We start from the raw sequence: 17,521 nt of genomic DNA, 5'->3' as shown, positions 1-17,521 counted from the left end.
TGTTCCAATATTATCCTGCCTGACTGGCCTAAGCTATCGATTTACCTTACATCTACCTTACATTTTTGTAAGATGCTTACTAAGCACGTAACCATGAAGTGGTAACCATTAGTGAGACTGATCTTGCGGCACCCTTTTCTTATCCACCCCGGTAAACTGCCCGTTCGTATTATGTGATCAACCAGTTCTTTCTGGTGATCCTTTTTTCATTTACACAGAGGATTAAGGTAGCCTGGTCGAACGTAACTGCCCGTGGGACTTGGTCCCGAGTGCTATAGTGTTCACCCCTACTTGTCATGACCATGATTGAGGCTGGTCGGGACACCAGATCCCTTATAATAACCGATGCTATGGAGCGACAAGCAGAATTCGTAGGGGCTGCCGGTGAATCTACACAAATAAGGAGTATGTACTCGAGCATTTCCCTTCGTTTTCTAAGTGAATATCCAACTTCATATCCGGTTCTGCAAACGGACGAAGAAACCCTTCACGCCAAAATGAAAGAATTGCTTTCAACGAGACGAGGCCGTTCTAAAGACTGGATTAGCGAGCGGATAAACGGCTACTAGTAGCGGCAACACATTGCATTTCTCCGCCCCATGCGTTACACTCTTTATATTGACAAATTTGCAGGTCTATAAAAGGAGGTTCACGCGCCCATGTGCCCCCGTACCAAAGAACAAAATGAGCTTATACGCATACAGCGCAGAGAACAGATCCTGATCTGCGCAGCGCGCGCCTACTTCCGCACGGGCGGCAGCTTCGATATTCGCGACGTCGCCCGCGAGGCCGAGCTCGGTTACGGCACGGTTTACCATTATTACCCCAACCGGCATTTACTAATAGAAGATGTGCTGGGCAGCGGCTTCGAGCGATGCGAGCAAGTCCTGGCAGAATGGGCGAACATCAGCCGCGGCACCCCGGATAACAGGCAGCTATTGACGTATTGCAAGGTGCTGCTCCGGCTGTGGCAGTCGGATGCCCGCGCATATCTCGTCTACAAAATGGCGGCGGAACATTATGCAGGCTTGCCTGAGAAGGATCGGTCCCCCGTCAAGAGACGATTCATGGAACGGCTGTACGTTCCGCTTCAATCGATCGCCCAACGCGAAGACGACAGCGTCGACTATATGCTTGCCGTGCTGGTCGGCTGTTGCGGGCAACACTACTATGCGAGCACTTCCGAGCTGGACGTAGATCGAATCGCCCAGCTCGCGATGCAAGCTATTACGAAGGAGTCCTGATACAAACATGGTCATTTTAAAAAGTAGGCATGAAATCGAGGCCATCCGTAAGGCATGCCAAGTGGTGGCCGAATGCCATCGCACGATCGCCCCGCTCATCAAGCCGGGCATCACGACGAACGAGATTGAGCGCATATTCGAGGACATTATTTTGAAGCACGGCGCCAAGCCATATACGAAGGGCTACAAGGGCTATCAATATGCGACCTGTGCCTCCGTCAACGACGTGATCGCACATGGCTTCCCTACAGACAAGCCACTTGAAGAAGGCGATATCGTGACGATCGACACGGTCGCGGAGCTCGACGGTTGGCTCGGCGATTCAGCCTGGAGCTATGCGGTCGGGAAGATCTCGCCGACGGCCGAGAAGCTGATGCGCGTCACGAAGGAATGCCTTGACCTCGGCATCGCGCAGGCGCAGCCCGGCAATCGGCTCGGCGACGTGACGAGCGCGATCCAGCGGCATGCCGAATCGAATGGCTTCGGTGTCGTGCGCGACCTTCTCGCCCATGGCATCGGTCGGGACCTGCACGAGGCACCGAACTATATACATATCGGAAAGCCCGGCAATGGCCTCCGCATCAAGGAAGGCATGGTGTTCACGATCGAGCCTATGATCACCGAAGGCACCTACTACATGACAATCGATCCGGACGGCTGGACCGCCCGGACGCTGGACCGCAAGCTCGCAGCCCAATACGAGCATACGATCGCCATCACCGCTGAAGGTCCACAAATCCTGACCGCGCAATAGAATAATTAGAGGCCGACCAACGAAATGGTCGACCTCTTTTTTCGTATTCGGTGTAGCATCTTTCTTCATCCGATACATGCGTTCATCCGCTCTCTTATAGAGCCCAAGGAGTTGAAGCGGGTTTGCGGACAGCGTATCCTCAAGGGTCATGATGAGGCGCTCGACTGGACGCGATAACAAGCCGGTACGACGAATTCATCTCCTGTCAACCACGACAAAATCGGAATTGCCGGCTGACTCGGACGATAACCGGGCCAGATGATGCAATACTAGGTCTCCCGCATGATGGCCATGAGTGTCGTTAGTCGAGCAATTCTGTCCTTTATTTCGACTGCGGTCCATTGCGTTATCTGCCCGTTAACCTTACTGTGACTGGACAAGTTAGTTCAGTTTCTTGCTTTATGACTTATTACTTTGGTGATGACATCCAGTATAAAAAAACCTAGTATTGCCCCGAGAGTGTTTAACAATATATCATCAACATCAAAGCTGCCTATTCGAGAAAACAATTGAATGAGTTCAAGAAATAAGCTAAATAAGAAAGAAAAAATAATAACTTGAACAAAGTTTAGATTCCTCCCTGCAATCACTGGCAACAGAAATCCAAAGGGAATAAAAAGGAAAACATTACCTACAACATTCCTGATAACAATATTATGGTTTGACGTATGAAAAACATAACTTGATATCGTTTTAAAAGGCACAAAGTTACTACTTAAAGTTAGGGTGCGTTTGAAATCCTTCAAATTAAAATTAACGAGATAATCCATCATGGTAAATGGAGATGCAACTTTAAACCATATGACTTTTAATAATAAAAGTAAATAAACTAGAAAAGTGATTAAAAAAACTACTCTTAATATCGTAAATTGTTTATCAATTATATTCATTAATGACCCAGTACTCACTTTCCATTTTTAAACCTAACTTAGTTCGATTTGAGAAAATCCCCATTTTCTATAAATGGAGAGTCTGAAATTAAGACGCTTTAAATGTAATTGAAGTTGCACTAAACTCCCTCTATGGAGAATCATTTTTCTCTTAAATACGTTTGTTTTCTTAGATTATGAACATTTTCCTTTCGCACAAGACAACTATTAGATGGGATAAGGTTGTAGAAGATGATAAATATGGGGCAAAAAAAGCGCAAAAACACCTCCACCCAGACCACTCGTTTTAAAAAATGGACATTATGGGGATATATGGTCGAACTCTTGGATCTCCACTTTGACTCATGGCGGTCAACCCTCCCATGTCTCACAGAGTCTACGCTCCCAAATTTCTTCATTCAACCTGTCCATGAGGTGGAGGTCGGATATTGCTGCCCGGTAGGATCTTCGTCCGTATGTTAGTGTTGTTCCGACTCATTCGTGCTTCACTTGTCTGTAACGGTGTTATTACGTTCGGCTTCTTTGAAAAATCGTGAACCCTAAGCTGCTAAAGACATGACCGTAAACCGGGGTATATCCCGCAACATTTTTTCTTCACGAAACGGATGTCCCTTCTTCAGGACACCAAAGAGAATTCGTATCAACTTACCGCAAAGCGCAATGAGCGACTGCATCTTTTTCAATGGGTTGTTTGACCGCTTTGTGTAATATTGATGCAGGGCTTTAAATGCACGATTCTTTGCCACAAGTGGCATCATGACGCGAAATAGCAGCGCTCTTAGTCGCTTTCGTCCGCGCTTCGTGATCTTTGTCTGTCCCTTGTGTTTACCACTTGTGTTTTCTTTGAGGTTCAACCCTGCGAGTTTGATGATCTGTTTCGGATGCCGGTAGCGCTCAATATCTCCAACTTCAGCGAGAAAACCAGCTATGCTATCCCGACCAATACCTTTAATGGCTAGTAATGGCTTCACATGCGGGATTTGCTCCAGGAGTTCATCAAGCTTTNACTAACAAATCGTTCAAAGCCTTCTCGGTTATTTTCAAAGGTAATGGACTTTCCGAACTCGACTCCGCGGTAGTCTTGCGCTCGTGCCACATGTTTGAACTTTGCTATGTCTACACCGACAATTAGGGTAGAAGAAGTGATTTGATTAATGAGATCATTTTGAGTAGAATTCATTTTGTAGTCTCCTTGGTTTGTATTTGGATCCGGTCGCTGGCCAGCATCTGGGACCCACATACATCATACCAAGGAGTCTTTTTGTTTCTCAAACCTCGTATTTCTTCATAATAGGAATGCTGCCCATTAGCTTAACGCCAGGATTTGTAGGTCCTCTTTTCCCATTAACCCATTTGATGGTAACTTTCGCCTAGGCCTTTAGCAAAATTATGCAATGTAATACATCCGATAATTGCCATGAACACAATAATACCAACAAAAAGTAAAATTCGTTTTTTCATTCTATTATTAGCTCACCTCGTTTATGAATCCTGAATATGTAATAATTTAGACGAAATCTGCGATAAAAGGTTACGCTAAAATGTAAGCAATGTGAGACTAGATGGAATATGTGAAAGGCTGTTCGATCATAATTAAACGACAGCCAATTTGTCAGTCGTCATTTTTCGTAATTGTTGATCCGTCGTCTACCAATTATGCAATAAAGGCTACCATATGGCAGCCCTTTCGATGTTCAACTATCGTTCCCCGTTAACTCAATAAGAATTTCAAGTAATTTGTCTACTAGATAAAGTAAAATTGACAATGGAAAGTTCCATTGTTGTTTCATACCCCAAGCCTTCATATACGCGAACAGCAGGCAAGTTATTTGCCAATACGCCAAGATAGACATCTGGTGAACGTTTTTTACCGAGGCGTGTCAATTCACTTGTTAGGAGCTTAGCTAATCCTCTTCCTCTGTAATCTAACCTGGTAATGATGTTCCCAAGCTCTACAAGCTGAGAGTCATAAAAATGGTAGCCGCCCACAGCTATGAATTCTTCCCCTTCCTTAATTCCAAGAAAAGGACAATTCTCTAACTCACTCCTCGTAAAAAACCTCATTTCACCACTATGTAAAAAATCAATCACCTTAGAATATTCATTTTCACTTATTTTTTTTGCAATTTGAGATTCAAGGAGTTTCGATTCATTCTGATGCTTCATAGTTAAAAAACGCTGAGGTAGCCCTTTGATGAGACCGAAGGATTGAAAAAGTTCAAGGTCCCGTTGACAGAGTATCGTGCCGCAAACAGCATCTTCGTCAAGTTTGATCGTTTCTCTTGTAAAAGCAATTAGTTCTGGAAAATAGATGTCCAGCTCTTCAACTCGAAAGAAAGAAAAGGCAGGAAAGGAATAATCGCTAAGATAAGCTAATACAGCAGTAAGCTGGCTATTAATAAATTGGCAAATATATTGAGCCTTCTCCTTGCGTTGAGTTAAATAACTATAAAAAAGCAAATTCTGTTCTGCGTTAATGTGCGGTATTAATTCAAAAATGGTATCGTAAGTAAGCAAGCGATGGGAAATCATTTGAGACACCTCTCAATCTATATATTTCTATTTTAATAAATAAAATGAATAGACTTAAAGGGTAATTTTGAACGATATTTTACATTTTCTTTTTGCGTCAGCTTAAAGCCTATCAGCTTCACCTGTCCCCCTCTCTGATGTAAAAGGAGCTGCCGCGGCAGCTCCTTTCATCGTTTATAGGGCTACATTTAACTAACATCTCACATTAGGTAAACCTGTCCCACGAAAAAATGCAGGCATTGACAACAAAACCGTACGCATTGCTTCACGTACAGCCATTAGAAAAGCTTGTGACGGTTCTAAGTTAATTTGTATTTTCAGTACCTCTCTTTCATTTTTTTAATTGCATTGGCGGCTGGGGCAAACTGAGGCTTGTTTATTTCGCTTGGCACGGAAAGTTCTAGAAATAGGTACTTACGTTGCGGCTGCTTCGGTGCGTACGATCTCGATGATGTCGTCATATAAATTTGACAATCTTCATAAGCTTTAGTAAATTTATTTTAGTTAAGCACTTAACTATATTGAATCTGTGAGGTGACACTATGATGGACCTTCAGGATTACGTACTTGATTTACCACTGCCTAACCTTGTTTTCTTCGCACTGGTAGGAACAACGGCCAAGCTAGTCGACGTCTCGGAAAAATACTGGCAAATCAAAGGACTAAATGGAGCAAGAATACGAATTTTAGTAGAAATAATGAAGGAAGGCGGCACGATATCTCCCTCGACGCTCGCAAAAAAAATCGGAGTAACAAAATCGAATATTAGTCTGTTGCTCAGCCCATTGGAAAATGAAGGATTCATTGATCGAGCCTCTCACCCCACAGATGGAAGAAAGTGGGTTGTTTCTGTTACAAGTGAAGGCCAAAGTTTCTTGTTGCAGCATTTACCCGGAAACCGGCAAGAAATTAAGGAAAAAATGCAAGTGCTGGAAGAGCAGGAATTGAATCAACTCCTTTTCTTATTAAATAAGTTAAAAATGGCATAACGCATCTATTTGTTCATTTAGTTAAGTCCTTAACTAAAACCACTTACTGGAAGGATGTTATTCAATGTCGATTGTTATTACAGGGGCCAATGGCAAGTTAGGCAATTTAATCATCAAACAACTCCTTCAAAAAGTTCCGCCGAATCAAATCATTGCTTGCGTTCGCCGTCTCGAATCTGGAAAACCCTTTGAGGAGCAAGGGATTTCAGTCCGTCTTTGCGATTACGACCAACCCGAGTCACTTGAACAAGCATTCGTAGGAGCCTCCCAGCTGGTATTGATTTCAAGCTCGCATCACGATGATACCATACGCTTACGCCAACATGCCCATGTAATGGAAGCGGCGAAAAAATCGAAAGCGGAACATATACTTTACACCAGTTTTGCATTTCCTGAGAATGGATCGAGTTCGCCCGTTCATTTGCACCTGGCAACAGAACATGCGATTCGTGCCGCGGGAATTCCCTTTACTTTTTTACGGAATGCTTTGTACACTGATTTTGTGGAAGTTCTCGATTTAAATGCGGCTATTAAGAAGGGTAAGCTTAGCATATTCCCTGGAGATTGGAAGTTTAATTCGGTGACGCGTCTTGATATCGCTGCCGCCTGCGCAGCCGTCCTATCCGAACCCGGCCATAGAAACAAAACTTACGAGTTCACAACATCCAGACCATGGACCTTTGGAGATTTGGCCGCCGCTTTATCTGATCTTTCAGGTAAGACCATCACTTTGGAACAAGACCCGCAGATCCAAAATTGGATTTACGGTTTTTTAAGCAAGATCGATACTTCATCGATCTCAAATGATCTGGAACGGATACTTGGACGCCCGGTCATAACACTCAAAGAAAGCATAAAAACATTCATTTCTATGAAAAACTTGAACGATTAGACAGGACGATCCTATCGGTAGATTTCAATGGCGTGCTAGTCCGTCACCTTCTCCATCCGTACGGAACGCCTCAGTTTTGTTCAATCTCGGCCAAGCCACCAAATTTTAATCGATAACGTGCTTGGTAGTAATTTTTTTGAGGAGTTCATAGAAGATCACCCGTTCACGTTATTCCCGCAAGTCCAGAACACCGAACGTCCGGATATTGTTGCGCTACCCTCATCCGCTGGTTACGAATGCTATTGGTTATAATTTCACTGTCCTTGCCTTCTATTTATGTTGCAATCACGACGTTTCATCCACAACTGTTACCTACTAATTTTTTGCTCAGCATTACATCTGCTCGTGAAGGGGGTTCCCTTTCCGGCGGTCATTGAAGCATTTTTGAAGAAATTTTTATTTGAAGGCTTACGCGAGGCTGGAATAAGAATGCCAAGGCCGGTTGGGTTCAGCAGTCAGTATCGTTGGGGCACTAATCGGATTATATGGAGTTACTATGGCATCTTTATTCCTCACCTTACGAATCCGGAGTCATTTGGAGTCCCCTATTTACGAGCCTAGGGGCCAAGGCCGGTGGTCGACTCATCTAGGAAAATGATCTATCTTTATATAACTGTAACTTTTGACAAATCGGCATCCATGCCTTTAAGGGCGGCATAGGTCAACTTATCCATCATCGCGCCATCAAAGCTGATGGTTTTGATAGCACGGTAATATTTCTTAGTCAAAGTAAAGCCAGAAATGAACGAAACATTTTTGAGTATCGCGCCTTTAAACGAAACTTCGTTCAGCGCCGACTTGTCAAACTTCACCCCGATAAAGGTCTGCCCGTCAAATCGCTGCCCTCGCAGATCCGAATATTTGAATTCCACTCCGTTAAAGACACATCTATCAAAGATTGTTTTTCTAAGGTCGGTCATGGTTAACTTGACGTCTGTTAGCTTTACATCCATGAATTTTGCTCCGTCTAGGCCCGACTTGCTGATGTTGGTACGTACAAGAATAGACTTATGGAAGCTCGAATCCGTAAGGTCATTGGCAGAAATATTGCAGTCGGTGAGGTTTGAGCCGTCAAAATTAGCTTCTCGTACATCGCTGCTCGCAAACGTGCTTCCGGTCAAGTCTGCGCCCGAAAAGTTGGATCGTCTAAGGGCGCTCCCTGAAAACTTTCCTTTATGCGCAATAACACCAGCAAAGTCACTCTTAGCTAGATTGCTTGCGCTAAAGTTTGTTACCACCTGCCGCTCCAGCGAGCGGGAGAGGTTAGCAACCTCTTGTACCGTTTGCTCGATGTCACCAATGCTATCGATGGTCATCTCGAACGCTGTCTCATCGTCCTTTCCCTCTTCTTTGAGCTCACGGAACCGCTCCTGCAGATCGTAGAGCAGATCCGTTTTTAATTCCTCGACGCTTTTCACCCCATCGTACGGTGCGAACACACCTTTCAGATAGTTAGTCAATTTTTCATTCATAAAATGCACTCTCCTTATAATAAATTTTCAAGCACACGTTTTGCGTACTCCCAATTGTTTTTGTTTCGGGCGTAACTTTCTCTGCCCTTTTCGGTTATTCTAAAGTATTTGCGCCGGCCGCCTTGCGATTCGTCACCCCAATACCACTCGATATCACCGTCCGCCTCAAGTCGCCGAACACTGGAATACATGGTAGCTTCTTTTAATTCATAATCACCGCCTGAGCGCTCTGCAATCAACTTGACAATTTCGTACCCATAGCGATCTGCTTCAGATAAGAGTCGCAATATCATCGTATCGGTATGTCCGCGCAGCAGGTCAGATGTAATTTTGTTCTCGCTCATTTAATCACCCCGCAACTGTATAATACGATATACTACTATGACTGTCAAGGTACTTATCGAACCAAAACTCTTTTTCTGTAAAATTCGTGATCTCTCTCAAAAATAACCATCACTCGGACGTCGAATAATCATCTTCAGCCATTCAATCAAAGCTTCGGACATCCCAAAATGGAAAAATGAGCTTGTGAGAGTCAAATCCCTCCGCGCGGATGTATTGAAGTGAAAAGGCTTCAAAGGAATACTTCTTACGGAGGAGCACGGCGTGTGAATCTACCGCTAAAGCCGCGCCGTTGCCTAACTATGCTTGTTTATAAAAGAATCTGACACCAGCTCGTTCGCATGCTTTTCCGAATGTTGAATACATATTTAAGTATTATATAAACAGGAGGAAAACAGCCATGGTGCAACACGGGCAAACGTTCATGAGAGGAACGCTAGTCTTGTCTGTCGCAGCTTTCATCAACCGCATTCTCGGCTTTATCAGCGGTATGTATATTGCGCGTGTACTGGGCGCGGAGGGAATCGGCCTGTTGATGATGGCGCATCCGCTCGTCCCTCTCGTCATTACGATTACGGAGCTTGGATTGCCAGTGGCCATTTCAAAGCTGGTCGCGGAGGCAAACGCTCGAGGCGAACGATTGAAAGTGAGGCGTATCCTGCATGTGTCGCTAGCCGTCACCGGCATTTTGAGCATAGCGCTTACGTTCATTTCACTACTAGGATCCGAATGGATCGCATCCATCCTGCTGAGCGATCAACGCGCCTATTATGCGATGCTCGCGATTACGCCGATCGCTCCGATTGTCGCTGTCTCTGCGGTGTTAAAAGGATACTTCCGCGGCATGCAGCAGATGAAGACCATCGCCACCTCCGATGTGCTCGAGCATACGGTGCAAATCGCCTGTGTCCTTGCATTGGTACACCTATTGCTGCCTTACGGCATCGCGTATGCGGCTGCGGGTGCAATGGCTGCATCTGTCGTCAGCGAAGCGATCAGCCTCTTATTTCTCGTGGCAAGCTACAAACTGTACGGTGAATCAAAGATGCCGGGCGAGACATGGGCAAGCCACATGAAGCAAGGAAGAAGCACACTCGGAGAGCTGCTGCAGATCGGTTTGCCGACTACCGGGCACGGCGTTATTCATTCGTTATACAGCACCTTCCAACCGTTACTCATTACATCCAGCCTGGCGCTGGCCGGCATCGGCACAGTGTTAGCCACGAAGCAATTCGGCCTGCTGGCCGGCTATGTGTTTCCGCTGCTGTTCATGCCAAGCTTTATTACGCAGTCCTTGTCCACCGCTCTTATTCCTGCGATTGGAGAGGCAGCGGCGAACAAGAACAGTCTTCTTATGCATGAGAGGATGAATCAGGCGTTAAGCTTGGGACTTCTGATCGGCGCGCCGGCGACCGTCATTTTATTCGAGTGGGCAACACCACTTACGACGCTTGTATACAACGCGCCAGAAGCAGGATTGCTGCTCAAAATATTGGCGCCGGTGTTCTTTTTGCACTATTTCGACGCACCGCTGCACGCGATCCTGCTCGGTCTCGGCCGAGCGAAAGCGACACTGTGGAACTACGTGGCAGCAACGGTTTTCAAAGCTGTCTCGATCTTCGTGTTCGGCAGCCAATTCGGCATTATCGGCATTGCGTACGGCATCGGCGTCGGAATCGTCATGCAAACACTGTTAAACTTCTTTTCGATCTCAGGCTCGATCGGATTTTACTGGAGCATTCGTCCTTATATCAAGGTTGGGATCTGTATGATGCTGATGGCGATTTGCGGGCACTGGACCTTTGACTATCTAACCGTCCAAGGCTTACCGCTGTTATGGAGCGTAATCGTTTCAATTGTCTGGTCCTCGCTCATTTATTTCATTACACTCGTATTAACGGGTACGTTGAATTGGAAAAGCACGCTCCAGAGGTTCTCGATTCCGTGGTAACAATTGTTGTTTGCTTTCTACATTAATTTGAAGAATTAATTCTTATTTTGTAATTAACCATTATCAACCCCCAATCAAAATAGATTGACTTGGGGGTTGGTTGACGTATTCAGCCATTACAATATTTCGACATACCCTTCTGTTCCATGCACGCGAATTCGCTGCCCATCTTTTATCCGTTTGGTAGCATTCTCCACTCCGACAACTGCTGGCAACCCATATTCACGTGCGATAACTGCTCCATGGGTCATCAGTCCGCCAACTTCTGTGACTAGTCCTTTTATGGATACAAATAATGGTGTCCAGCCAGGGTCTGTAAAGGGGGTGACTAATATATCTCCATCATCTAGATCGGCTTTTTCCATATTTAAAATGACACGCGCTCTGCCTTCTATCACTCCAGAAGAAACAGGTAAACCTGCAATCGCATTTGCTGGCAAATTTTCTCGTTTGTACTCGCCCGCAATGATTTCACCATCAGACGTGATGACACGCGGGGGAGTTAGTTTTCCATAAAATTTGTAATCCCCTATCCGTTTCTTGATGATCTGATCATCAAGTTTGTTTGTGCGTATGACTTCGTGAAGTTCTTCAAAAGTGAGATAGTATATATCTTCTTTGTCATGGATAACGCCTTCTTGAAAGAGTTGTTCGGCTTCTTTCAGTAAAGCCTGCTTATAAACGAAGTAGCGACTAACCATGCCGTATTTTGGATATTCCCTGTAGCCGATGAAGTTCCGGATGATGTCGATCATTCGTTTTGCTTCTTTGGCTTTTTGTTCACCATCCGGCAATTGCTTCAACCGATCTATTAACTCTTGTTCTTTTTCCAAAGCTTCCTGGCGTCCTTGCTCAAATTTTCGATTGCCGGCATCAGGCTCAAAGTTCTTGATGTTGCCAAGAATGATGGGGACAAGTGTAATTGGTTTTTCACTCCAACGAGTTTTCGTAATATCGATTTCTCCGGTACATCGCATTCCGTATTTGCTGAGATAATCATAGATAGCGTCTTGGGTTTCCCTTCCTCCATCAAACTTAACCAGTTCATCAAGAAAGTTATCTTCTTTCGCATGCTGCAAATAAGCAATCACTTCTGGATAAGGGCGAATCACATCCGCGACATCCAATAACGCTAGACCCATTTCCGAAGTAATATTGTTGGGTACAGATTGAGAAAGTGTAAATGCTGCGTTTTTTTCGCCTAACCACTCGTTCATGTTTTCATTGATCCATGATGTAGCATTCATAGCAGCCATAAACACAGCCGAGCTTTGTGGGTCAAATAAGATTTTCTTTAATTGCTGGATATCTTCCAAAATAAAATCAAACAAATCCGTTCCCGATTTCGCTTGGATGTTTTGTTTTAACTCTTCTATCGATGCTTGACTACGCTTAATTAAATCAGAAACGATTGTCGGATCATTCCCGAATTGTGCCAGCATATCTGTAATACTTCTGCTCGGAATCGGTGCTGTTTGATCATTTGGTAACAATTTTATAAAATCCCGCTCTATTATGGTCATGAGTGCGCCTTTTATAAGCGGATCGGATCCCAGGGCATTTATTAAAGCTTCCCGGCCGACAGGTGTAGCCAGCCTAGGTGCAACATCAACAAACAACCTTCCACCGGCTTTACGCATGGGTGCAGGAGTGATTAACAGGTAAAAAGACAAACCCAATGGTTTTATGGGATCGGTCATCATTTGTTGATGGCCGACAGATACATAAACGTGATTTTCTTGATCATTCGCTTCAGGGATCGGGTATAAAGTAGTGATTGGCCGACTCTGGACGATATAAAATGTATCATCTGCCAAACACCATTCGATGTCCTGAGGGTGGCCGAAATAACCTTCGATCTGTCTTCCGATGCGTGCCAGTTGTAAAATTTGTTGATCAGTAAGCGTTTGAGTCTTTTGCTGATCAGGATCGATCTGCGTGGTCACTGTTCCGCCTTCTTTTAGTCCATAGATAGCCAATTTTTTGGCTGCTATCCTCTTATTGACGATTTCCCCTTCCTGTACTTGATAACAATCGGCAGATACCAAGCCAGAGACCAGCGCTTCCCCAAGTCCAAAACTGGCATCGATTGATAGCAGCTTTCGGTTGGAAGTGATCGGATCAGCTGTAAATACAATCCCTGAAGCCTGTGGGAAAACCATCCTTTGAACGATAACGGATAAATAAACTTGACTGTGGTCAAATCCATTTTGCATACGGTAGATTACGGCGCGATCCGTAAATAGGGAAGCCCAGCATTTGCTGATATGCTGCATGATTGCTTCCTTGCCAATGATATTCAAATAGGTGTCTTGCTGACCAGCGAAAGAGGCATGTGGTAAATCTTCAGCAGTCGCGCTAGAACGCACTGCATAAGCATGCTCATCACCAAACTGGGAGAGATAGTGAGTAACTGCCTTAGCAACATCGGAAGGCATTTCTGCTTCCATAATGATTTGTCGAATCTTCCTGCTGATTTCACCAATTTGATCTCGATCTTCTGCTTTTAGCAATGTGAGACGATCCAATAAAGCATGATACGTTTCGTTTTGTTCGATGACTTTTTGGAATCCCACTGTTGTAACACAAAATCCTTCTGGAACTTGTATTCCTTCCATTTTTGATAATTCCCCTAAATTTAACCCTTTACCGCCAACGAGCAAAAGCTGCGTTTTTTCCATTTCCTGAAAACCGAGAACCAATGAACGCATTCCATATCTCTCCTAACCATTAAATTGAGAAAAACATTTGACAGGAGCTTACGGGGATGTTACAATAAAAATGTAAGATGCATCATTTATGTCTTTTTGAATTGACTAAGTCGCAATCTGATTATATCATCGTGATTTTTTATATGCAATATAGAAGAACCTGGTAAAACGAATCAGGTTCTTTTTTGATTTTCCGCTATCATTAGTCATATCAAAAACCATGGTTCGAGCCGAGCTCCGTCACTTCATTAGCCTTTTATAACCGGCGGATGAAAGTGAAAGATGATTTTGAGCAGCTGGGATTACTCCCTGCAGCATGAAAATGAAGATCGCAAAAAATAGAGCTAAAAACGTGCTCAACGAGATCCAGGTTAATGTTTTTAAAATCATGCTCTCCTACCGGCTTCCCGTGATAAGCGATTCGGATTCCGGCATCGCCGCAGCATTCGCAGGAAAAAACGGCACTTCCCACCGCCATACCTTACTCACTTGTTATCCGTTATGTTGAAGATTTCTTCAACTGTTTTGGTCAAGAAACCTATATCCCTAAAACAAAAAAACCGCGATTTACGCGGTTCATAATATATATGTTCTTGTCCTCTGATACGCGCATCGCCCTACAGCAGCTCGAACCGCAGTTGGATCTCAGAAGCCTCAGATTTCCCTTCCGAGTGAGCCTCGCTGTACCCCAATTCCAATACCGCAGCGATACGCTCGTTGCCCAGTACCCCAAAAGTTTCTGCACGGCTTCGGTCATACATCCAGTCATGCAGGGTGCAGTGCATACCGAGGCCCTGCTCGTAGGCTAGCAAACGGAAATTTTGGATCAGGCAGTTGACGGCTGCAAAGTCCTCGTCCTGCTTATAGCGGTCTGCCTCTTCCCTCATCACTACTAGCAGATAGGCTGGAGCGGGTTCTTGCAACCCTTGCAAATTTCCCCCATGCAGGTTGTCAGCAAAAATAAACCGCCATGGCTCACGGAGCCCATCGTTCGGCGCCCATACGGCATGATTAAGGAGCTCCAGTATCAGCTGCTGCGGCACCGGGCGATCTAAAAAATGTATCGGTTTGTTCATTTCTTCGCACAAGTCGGATAATTTCATTTTTACAGCCTCCCCTTTATGTGGCATATCCCTGAAATACGGTCCACTTCTGCTCGGCCGGCGTTCTTTTGCGGCTCTTAGGTGCTTTGTCGTAGTACCCTAAATGGAGAATGCCTACGAATCTTTCATCCTCACGCAAACCAATTCCTTTGAAGAAACCCTCATGCTGAATCATGGACTCCGTATCCCATAGCATGCCTAAGCCGCGTTCCCAGCCCAGCAACTGAAAGCTTTGCATCATCGCGCAGACGGCCGAATAATTACGGTCGTCGCTCAGACGGTCCGGACCAACTGTGGACATGACAATTACATGGCCGGGAATATCGGTGAATCTCTTTTTAAATACATCCGCTAGTTTTCCCGGAATCAGCTTACCGAGCTTGCTCTGGGATATCTGTGCAAACATATAATCGACTAGCCGTTTGTTTGCTTCGGGAGTGCCGGAATAGACTACGCGCCAAGATCCAGTGTCTATGGACGGTTGCAGCCGGGCTGCGCTGCTGAGTAATTCAACTACCAGCTCTTGTTCCACCGGCTTGGAATTACATTTTCGGATACTTCTGCGTTCCCTGATCAACTGAGTCAAATTCAACCCCTTCACCTCCTTTGGTTCATCTGGATTCGATGTCAATACTAGCATCCTGAAGAAATTTATGGATGACCTTCAATTCCACTTCCGAATATTTGTTCAAAAAACGGTAGAAGCGTTCAGCTTCAAGCTCATGAAGGCGTTCATGCAGATCGAAGATTTTTTTGCCTTGCTGCGACAACCGGAAATAACTTTCCTTCTTGTTGTCATTCATTTGCGTCCGTTTGACGAACCCTTCCTCCAATAGCTTGTTGCCGATCTTGGTAATACTCGCCTTAGACAAATTCATTGCCTCAGCAATCCCCGAATTGTTAATCGGCTCATGCCGACCGATGCAATCAATCATATGAACCGCGGTCAAATTCAGGGGGAAATTCTCGAAGGCTTCCCTTTGGGCGATACTGAGAAAATGTTCGATTTCCTTGTCCTTATGATCCTCATAGACATGAAAAAACCGGATATACTGCTCATATAGCAGCTGTTTGGTTCGTTCTTCTGTGCTCATCCTTCAACCGCCCTTTGTTTACTTATAAATAATAAAAATCTATTAAAATAATAGAACGTAATCGGGAAATTAAGATAATATTGTTTACTTGTTAACAATATATCACAGATGATACTGATTATCAACTATGTCCGTGCAACGTGGAGTCTTGACGAATCTTTTCTCGGCGGCATTGTTCCTTTATTGAGTCAAATGGGCACTTTGAATTAAAAAATAGCAGTCCAATAGGATTGGACTGCTACTAATTAAAACGTTCAATTAACGTGGTTGAACAATTTTTTGCGCCTGATCGATCGTTTCCTGAATGATAGACTCCGCGCTTTGGCCAGATGTTAGCATCCGCAGGCCTTGTCCTGCCCACAAAGACATAAATTCGGGATTATTTTGTTTAGCTGAAGCATTTCTAATATCTCGTGTCGCTGTATTTTGAGTAGGAAACGGAAGAGGCTCTAACCCGCTTTTGTCCCAGCGTTTGATAAATTCGTTTGTTACCCCTCTGGCGGGACGACCCGAAAACACATGGGTAATAACCGTACTCTCCTCCGTACTAGCGAGCAGTTTTTGCTGATATGCGGCATGGGCTCCAGATTCTTTCGCTGTTAGGAAGCGTGTCCCCATCTGAACCCCCTGTGCGCCAAGTGCAAGTGCAGCGACCAGACCACGCCCATCCATAATCCCGCCAGCCGCGATTACGGGAATACGAACTCGATCTACAATTTGCGGCACTAAGGCCATCGTGCCGATATTAGCGCCCATTGGACGATCGGATATATCAAATGTCCCGCGGTGCCCTCCAGCTTCGCTGCCCTGAGCCACAATGGCGTCACATCCGGCCTGTTCGGCAATAATCGCTTCATCAACTGTAGTCACCATAGTGACAACTTGCATACCTGCAGCTTTGGATTGCTCCATCATAGGTTTGGGAAGAACACCAAATGCGGTGCTGATAACCGGTACATTTTCTTCCAGTACAACGGAGAATTGCTGCTCGAATAAATCCGGTGTCAGTAAGGCTTCTCCCTTTGTGTGTGGCAATCCCAATATGTCTCTCATAGCGTTGAGTTCCCGTTGAGCTTCTTCGATTCTCGTATTGTCGTCAGGAGTGCGTGTAGCAAATAGATTCACGCCGAAGGGTGCACTCGTTAACTCGCGAATTTCCCGAATCGAGTTTCGAAGCGTTTCTGGATCCATGTAGGCAGCTCCCAGCGTCCCAAGCCCGCCGGCATTGGATACGGACGCAGCTAACGCTGCTGTTCCGGGTCCACCCGCCATGCCAGCCAAGAAAATCGGGTAACGAATGTTAAATATTTGGCAAAGATCAGTCGAAAGCTTCATCGTCATTGTTCACCTCTTTTTACTCATTCCTATAGATAACTGCGATTTTTTCAATCTGCAAAGTATGCGTAGCTGAATCCGTTATAGCCAAATTGCTGAACAATCGCTTGAGCCGTATGTAAGATCAGCTCAGAAGTATTTCTTGGTTTGGTCATGTTGTCATTCTACCTTTTAGTAGATAGCATGTCAAACCTGCTATATCGTTAGCTTTT

15 protein-coding genes and 2 pseudogenes are annotated in these 17,521 nt (G+C 44.9%); 6 read left to right on the top strand and 11 right to left on the bottom strand.

The window, feature by feature from the left end; genetic code table 11:
* Positions 1-635: 635 nt before the first annotated feature.
* Positions 636-818, bottom strand: coding sequence for a hypothetical protein (locus tag A7975_RS34675; protein WP_255314171.1), 183 nt, complete (start codon positions 816-818; stop codon positions 636-638).
* Positions 819-938: 120 nt separating this feature from the next.
* Here A7975_RS34675 and A7975_RS34670 point away from each other — a divergent pair, with 120 nt between their 5' ends.
* Both A7975_RS34670 and map read left to right on the top strand, forming a co-directional pair.
* Entirely contained in the window at positions 939-1,244 is a 306-nt protein-coding gene (locus tag A7975_RS34670) for a hypothetical protein (RefSeq protein WP_255314170.1), read from the top strand.
* A 7-nt stretch (positions 1,245-1,251) separates the two neighbouring features.
* Positions 1,252-1,998, top strand: a complete 747-nt coding sequence (gene map / locus A7975_RS04775) for a type I methionyl aminopeptidase (RefSeq protein ID WP_065384321.1) — start codon at positions 1,252-1,254, stop codon at positions 1,996-1,998.
* A gap of 386 nt (positions 1,999-2,384) precedes the next feature.
* Here map and A7975_RS35335 read toward each other — a convergent pair whose 3' ends face one another.
* From A7975_RS35335 to A7975_RS04755, 3 genes and pseudogenes are all read right to left on the bottom strand, one after another.
* Positions 2,385-2,888, bottom strand: a complete 504-nt coding sequence (locus A7975_RS35335) for a VanZ family protein (protein WP_065384320.1) — start codon at positions 2,886-2,888, stop codon at positions 2,385-2,387.
* A gap of 539 nt (positions 2,889-3,427) precedes the next feature.
* Positions 3,428-3,893, bottom strand: a pseudogene (locus tag A7975_RS04765) (transposase); the annotation flags it as partial.
* 723 nt (positions 3,894-4,616) lie between these two features.
* Entirely contained in the window at positions 4,617-5,420 is an 804-nt protein-coding gene (locus tag A7975_RS04755; protein ID WP_065384318.1) for a GNAT family N-acetyltransferase, read from the bottom strand.
* A 542-nt stretch (positions 5,421-5,962) separates the two neighbouring features.
* On the opposite strand from A7975_RS04755, the gene A7975_RS04750 reads away from it, so the two are divergent.
* From A7975_RS04750 to A7975_RS32820, 3 genes and pseudogenes are all read left to right on the top strand, one after another.
* Entirely contained in the window at positions 5,963-6,409 is a 447-nt protein-coding gene (locus tag A7975_RS04750; protein WP_065384317.1) for a MarR family winged helix-turn-helix transcriptional regulator, read from the top strand.
* Between the two features lie 64 nt (positions 6,410-6,473).
* A complete protein-coding gene (locus tag A7975_RS04745) occupies positions 6,474-7,301 on the top strand; it encodes an SDR family oxidoreductase (RefSeq protein ID WP_065384316.1) in 828 nt (275 codons plus the stop codon).
* Between the two features lie 99 nt (positions 7,302-7,400).
* A pseudogene (locus A7975_RS32820) lies at positions 7,401-7,779 on the top strand (spore germination protein); the annotation flags it as partial.
* Between the two features lie 127 nt (positions 7,780-7,906).
* Here the strand turns inward: A7975_RS32820 and A7975_RS04740 are convergent.
* A complete protein-coding gene (locus A7975_RS04740; RefSeq protein ID WP_065384315.1) occupies positions 7,907-8,773 on the bottom strand; it encodes a pentapeptide repeat-containing protein in 867 nt (288 codons plus the stop codon).
* 14 nt (positions 8,774-8,787) lie between these two features.
* Positions 8,788-9,117, bottom strand: coding sequence for a PadR family transcriptional regulator (locus A7975_RS04735; protein WP_065384314.1), 330 nt, complete (start codon positions 9,115-9,117; stop codon positions 8,788-8,790).
* A gap of 398 nt (positions 9,118-9,515) precedes the next feature.
* Here A7975_RS04735 and spoVB point away from each other — a divergent pair, with 398 nt between their 5' ends.
* Complete coding sequence (gene spoVB / locus A7975_RS04730; protein WP_065384313.1) at positions 9,516-11,066, top strand: stage V sporulation protein B; 1,551 nt, start codon at positions 9,516-9,518, stop codon at positions 11,064-11,066.
* A gap of 116 nt (positions 11,067-11,182) precedes the next feature.
* On the opposite strand, the gene ppsA is transcribed toward spoVB, so the two are convergent.
* The 5 genes from ppsA to A7975_RS04705 form a co-directional block, all read right to left on the bottom strand.
* Positions 11,183-13,777 carry a phosphoenolpyruvate synthase gene (ppsA, locus tag A7975_RS04725; RefSeq protein ID WP_065384312.1) on the bottom strand — a complete coding sequence of 865 codons (2,595 nt, stop codon included), beginning with the start codon at positions 13,775-13,777 and terminating at the stop codon, positions 11,183-11,185.
* A gap of 617 nt (positions 13,778-14,394) precedes the next feature.
* Positions 14,395-14,880 carry a nitroreductase family protein gene (locus tag A7975_RS33485; protein WP_065384311.1) on the bottom strand — a complete coding sequence of 162 codons (486 nt, stop codon included), beginning with the start codon at positions 14,878-14,880 and terminating at the stop codon, positions 14,395-14,397.
* Between the two features lie 16 nt (positions 14,881-14,896).
* A complete protein-coding gene (locus A7975_RS33480; protein ID WP_255314211.1) occupies positions 14,897-15,481 on the bottom strand; it encodes a nitroreductase family protein in 585 nt (194 codons plus the stop codon).
* Positions 15,482-15,491: 10 nt separating this feature from the next.
* Positions 15,492-15,974, bottom strand: coding sequence for a MarR family transcriptional regulator (locus A7975_RS04710; protein ID WP_065384309.1), 483 nt, complete (start codon positions 15,972-15,974; stop codon positions 15,492-15,494).
* 258 nt (positions 15,975-16,232) lie between these two features.
* A complete protein-coding gene (locus A7975_RS04705) occupies positions 16,233-17,315 on the bottom strand; it encodes an NAD(P)H-dependent flavin oxidoreductase (protein ID WP_065384308.1) in 1,083 nt (360 codons plus the stop codon).
* Positions 17,316-17,521 lie beyond the last annotated feature (206 nt).

It is taken from the genome of Bacillus sp. FJAT-26390 (genome assembly GCF_001682865.1).
In the GTDB taxonomy this organism is placed as follows: Bacteria; Bacillota; Bacilli; order Paenibacillales; family Paenibacillaceae; genus Pristimantibacillus.
This window is presented reverse-complemented; position numbering and strand designations above follow the sequence as displayed.